This window comes from Tenacibaculum sp. SG-28 (genome assembly GCF_002954385.1).
In the GTDB taxonomy this organism is placed as follows: Bacteria; Bacteroidota; Bacteroidia; order Flavobacteriales; family Flavobacteriaceae; genus Polaribacter.
This window is the reverse complement of the sequence record NZ_MQVY01000002.1, coordinates 156,818-161,708: the sequence shown is the minus strand read 5'-3', so window position 1 is coordinate 161,708 and position 4,891 is coordinate 156,818. Positions and strand designations below refer to the sequence as shown.

Sequence of the window (4,891 nt, the reverse complement as noted above, 5' to 3'; positions counted from 1 at the left end):
GCCACACCTACATTAGATACGGTAGGCACGGTAACCTACTATGCAGAGAGCGTAGATGGAAATAACTGTACTAGTTTAACCAGAACTGCAGTCACCTTAACCATACAAGGAGCACCAGTAGCGCCAACTAGCGATGGGGATATTGAAGAGTGCGAGCAAGACCCAATCCAAACACTAACGGCCGGAGCTACGGCACCAGCAGGAGCTAGAGTAGTTTGGTACGATGCTGCTATGGGAGGTACTGCAGTAGCCATACCTACATTAGATACGGTAGGCACGGTAACCTACTATGCAGAAAGTGTAGATGGAAATAACTGTACTAGTTTAACTAGAACGGCAGTTACCTTAACGATACATGGCGCACCCACACCACCTATTAGTGGTGGAGATATTATTGAGTGTGAGCAAGATCCAATTCAAACACTCACAGCATCCGTGATAACTCCATTATCCTCAAAGTTTGAATGGTACGATGCTCCTGTAGGAGGAAATATAGTAGTAAATCCAATATTAAATAGGGTAGGAAGTGTTACTTATTATGCGCAGACCGAAACAGATAAAGGATGTATAAGTTTATCACGAACGGCGGTTCGTTTAGAAATTACACCGGTGCCTGAAGCACCTACAAGTAGTGGTGACATAACCGTATGTGAGGAGCTACCATCTATCCAAAGTATTGTAGCAAATGCCACTGCCCCAGCAGGATCGAGTGTGGTTTGGTACGATGCGGCAATTGGAGGTAATATAATTGCAGACCCTGTACTAAGTTCTGTTGGAAAGATAACTTATTATGCAGAAAGTGTGGCATCAAATGCATGTAATAGTTTAACGAGAACTCCAGTGCAACTGGAAATTATAGCCAACAGTTTATGCGTGGATAGCGACGGAGATGGCGTACCTGATGCAGTTGATCTAGACGATGATAATGATGGTATTTTAGATACCGTGGAGGAAGATGGAGATCCAGATAGAGACACAGATAACGATGGTATTCCAGATCGCTTAGATTTAGATAGTGATAATGATGGGATTACAGATTTGATAGAAAGTGGTCAAGATGCATCTGTCGTGGATATAAATCAAGATGGTATTTTAGATAGCACTGTAGATTCCGATTCTGATGGAGTAATGGATGTTGTAGATAATGAAAATGGAACAGTAGATCCAGTAGATACGGATGGTGATGGTATTCCAGATTTTCAGGATATAGATAGTGATAATGACGGTCTTTCCGATCTCGTAGAATCTGGTTCGGATGCTAGTTTAGATGCCGATAACGATGGAATGGTAGATGCCTTTGTCGACTCGGATGGCGATGGTATAGCCGATGTATTTGATTTAGATAGTGGAGGTACAATACCAGATCTTCCAGATACAGATAGCGACGGAATTCCAGATCATCACGATTTAGATAGTGATAACGACGGGGTTAACGATGTTATTGAAATAAGAGGATCCGACAGTGATAATGACGGTCATGAAGATTCTGGCGGTTTGGTAGATGGCGATAATCTTATAGACACCGACGGTGATGGAACGCCAGACATTCACGACACTGATGATGATGGCGATGGTATTTTAACTGCAGAAGAAGATTTAGATTTTGATGGTGATCCTACTAATGATGATTCCGACAATGATGGAATTCCGGATTATTTAGATATTGACGATGACGGCGATGGAATTAACACTATTGACGAAAGTCCGGATCTAAACGGTGATGGAATACCTGATGATGCTTTGGATACTGATTTAGACGGAATACCAGATTATTTAGATGTAGAGACTTATGGCTGTTTAACGGTTTATAATGAATTTACTCCGAATGGCGATGGTTATAACGATACTTTTGTAATTACTTGTATTACAGACGATAAATATAAAAATAACACTTTAGAGATTTATAACCGTTGGGGTAACCTTGTCTACAGTAAAATGGGATATGACAATACCTGGACAGGTATTTCAAATGGTAGGTTTAATATAAAGAAAGATAAAATGTTACCAACGGGAACTTACTTCTATTTCCTAGATTTAGGAAACGGAATTAAACCAAAATCTGGATGGGTATATATCAGTAGAGAATAGTATTTACTTTAGTAATAGCTTTTGTCTAACATAAATAATTAAAAAAGAAAAAGTGCAAATGATTTTACATAAAAAGGGTTGCTCGACGAATAGTTTTGGAGATGGCTACTTGTCTTTAAGCTTCCTTTTTTATGTAATTTTTTTATGTAAATAGATTGATGCTAATTTTTACAACACTACCAATACTTACTTTTTGTAAAAGGATAAAATTAATACTAACTTTTGTTTAATTAGGACTTTACAGGTTATCTAAGTATGTCGCTACCACTTTACAATTGAAAGGTTCGGTAAATTATCTCTTTTTGAACCCTCCATTGGTCGAAAGGTAAAATTCAAAATCTCAATTTTAGTTCCTTTAATCGAAAATAGAATACCTTTCAACGATTCAAGTCCGCCCCCAATAGCTTATACAAATATCTTTAATAACTCGTAGGTAATCCTTTAAAATTGACCTTATGCAGTTATACAATTACACCAAGCAATTTTTACATACAATTTGCAAAGTCTATTCTTCATACTTGAATAGAAAAAAATCTAAAAATGTTAGAGAAAATAAATCCAAATTCTTTGCACCCATAGCCATACTTTATCCAAGAAGTTTTGTCAAGATTCAAAAGTACGTAATAAGACCATTACTTCTTTGCATTCTTGTTTTGGGTTTTATAGATACCTATGGACATAATGACATACCCAATCCTATTACTAATACCTCAGGAATAAACCCTGAACCTAGTGGTGTATTAAACTGCGCACCACCAATGCCTACCAATAATAATGGAGGTCAAATAGTATTGGAATATATTGGAAATAGCCAACAGAATGGCTATATGGTCAATACGATTAATTTTAACCAAACCAACAATGGAGTTGTAGATGTTTTACGCATTGTAAATACCGCACCAAATGGAGGGCAATTAGATGCTGTGTTTAATATTAATTTTACTTTATATGTCAAGAAGCTAATTATTGAAGCACCCAACAATCCAAATAATAGTAGTGTTGTAACTGTTAAACCAAGGGAAGGCGGAAATTTTCCGTACAACACAATAAAATATTGTGAATTAGTAGATGTAGATCCTGGAGCTGCGAATATGTCCGAAACACAAACAGTACAATTTTATAATGGTACTAATTGCGGCAATACATTAGATACAACTTGCTACACCACCGGAGATACGCTTGCTGATTTAAATGTATCTGGATCCGGTACATTAGTTTTTTATACCTCGCAATTAGGAGGAAATAGTGTATCAGCCTCTACTACTTTAGTAGATGGAAATACCTATTACGTTGCTAATAAAGTAGGGAATTGCGAAAGTGCTCGATTACCTGTTACAGTTTGTGTAGAAGGCCCACAAAATATATGTCCTATTGCTGGAAACGTTGCTAACTTTAACACATCGTACACACAATCCATATCTAATTTTGATATGACCCAAGCTTTTGCTGCTAGTGATGATCCTTTGACATTTACCGTTACTAATTCTGATAATTCTGTTGCTACATTGTCTACCAGTGGAAATAATTTAAGTTTTAATTTGATAGGTCCTGGAACAACTAATGTTAGCATTACTGCAAGCGATGGTCTTTGTTCTGATACCGCTACTTTTAGCATTAATCTCAGCAATGCTTGTCCTCAAGCTTCTAATGTTGCTAATTTAAGCTATGAATACACAGATAACATTCCTAATTTTAATATGGCACAGGCTTTTGCTACTAGTGACGATAATTTAACTTTTTCCGTAAGTAATTCCAATAATTCTGTAGCAACCGTATCTTCTAATGGAAGTTCATTGACATTTAATCCAATAGCGCCCGGAACAACCAATATAACCATCACCGCAAGTGATGGTTTTTGTTCGGATACAGTAACCTTCAGTTTAAATTTAGGTAATACGTGTCCTCAAGCTTCTACTGTTGCTAATTTAAACTATGAATACACAGATAACATTCCTAATTTTAATATGTCCCAAGCATTTAATGCCAGTGATGATAATTTAACTTTTTCTGTAAGTAATTCTAATAATTCTGTAGCTACAGTATCTTCTAATGGAAGTTCATTGACATTTAATCCAATAGCGCCCGGAACAACCAATATAACCATCACCGCAAGCGATGGTCTTTGTTCCGACACCGCTACTTTTAGCGTTAATCTTAGCAATGCTTGTCCTCAAGCTTCTAATGTTGCTAATTTAAACTATGAATACACAGATAACATTCCTAATTTTAATATGGCACAAGCATTTAATGCTAGTGACGATAATTTAACTTTTTCTATAAATAATTCCAATAATTCCGTAGCTACAGTATCTTCAAATGGAAGTTCATTGACATTTAACCCAATAGCGCCCGGAACAACCAATATAACCATCACAGCAAGTGATGGTTTTTGTTCGGATACAGTAACTTTTAGCTTAAATCTCACCTGTCCTAACCTTCCAGCTCCCATAGATAATAATGCAATTGCTTCAAATAGTAATTCGGCTTCTTTTTATGTTAATGATACGCAGGTACAAACGCAGTTCGGTTCTTCCGGTACTGATTCTACAGACGATATACTATATGGAAAAGACGGGTATTTATATATTACAGGAAAAGCGACAAGTTCTTGGGCTGGTTATACAATAGTAAACCCATACGTAAGCGGAGAGGATATGTATTTGGCGAAACTCGATCCGGATACTTATGCGGTGGAGTGGGTTTCTTTTATGGGAGCTTCTTCTTATCAGTACGGTAGAAAAATTGTGCAAGACGCCAATAACAATATTATTGTTTCAGGATATACTGCGACGAATTTAACCAG

Annotated in this window: 2 protein-coding genes; both read left to right on the top strand. The window is 36.9% G+C overall.

Going from position 1 to position 4,891, the window contains the following annotated elements:
• On the top strand, nucleotides 1-2,088 hold a 2,088-nt coding region (locus BSU00_RS05700), incomplete at its 5' end, for a gliding motility-associated C-terminal domain-containing protein (protein WP_105003532.1).
• 518 nt (nucleotides 2,089-2,606) lie between these two features.
• Nucleotides 2,607-4,891 (top strand): hypothetical protein (locus BSU00_RS12900; RefSeq protein WP_158254399.1); only part of this gene is annotated, 2,285 nt, incomplete at its 3' end.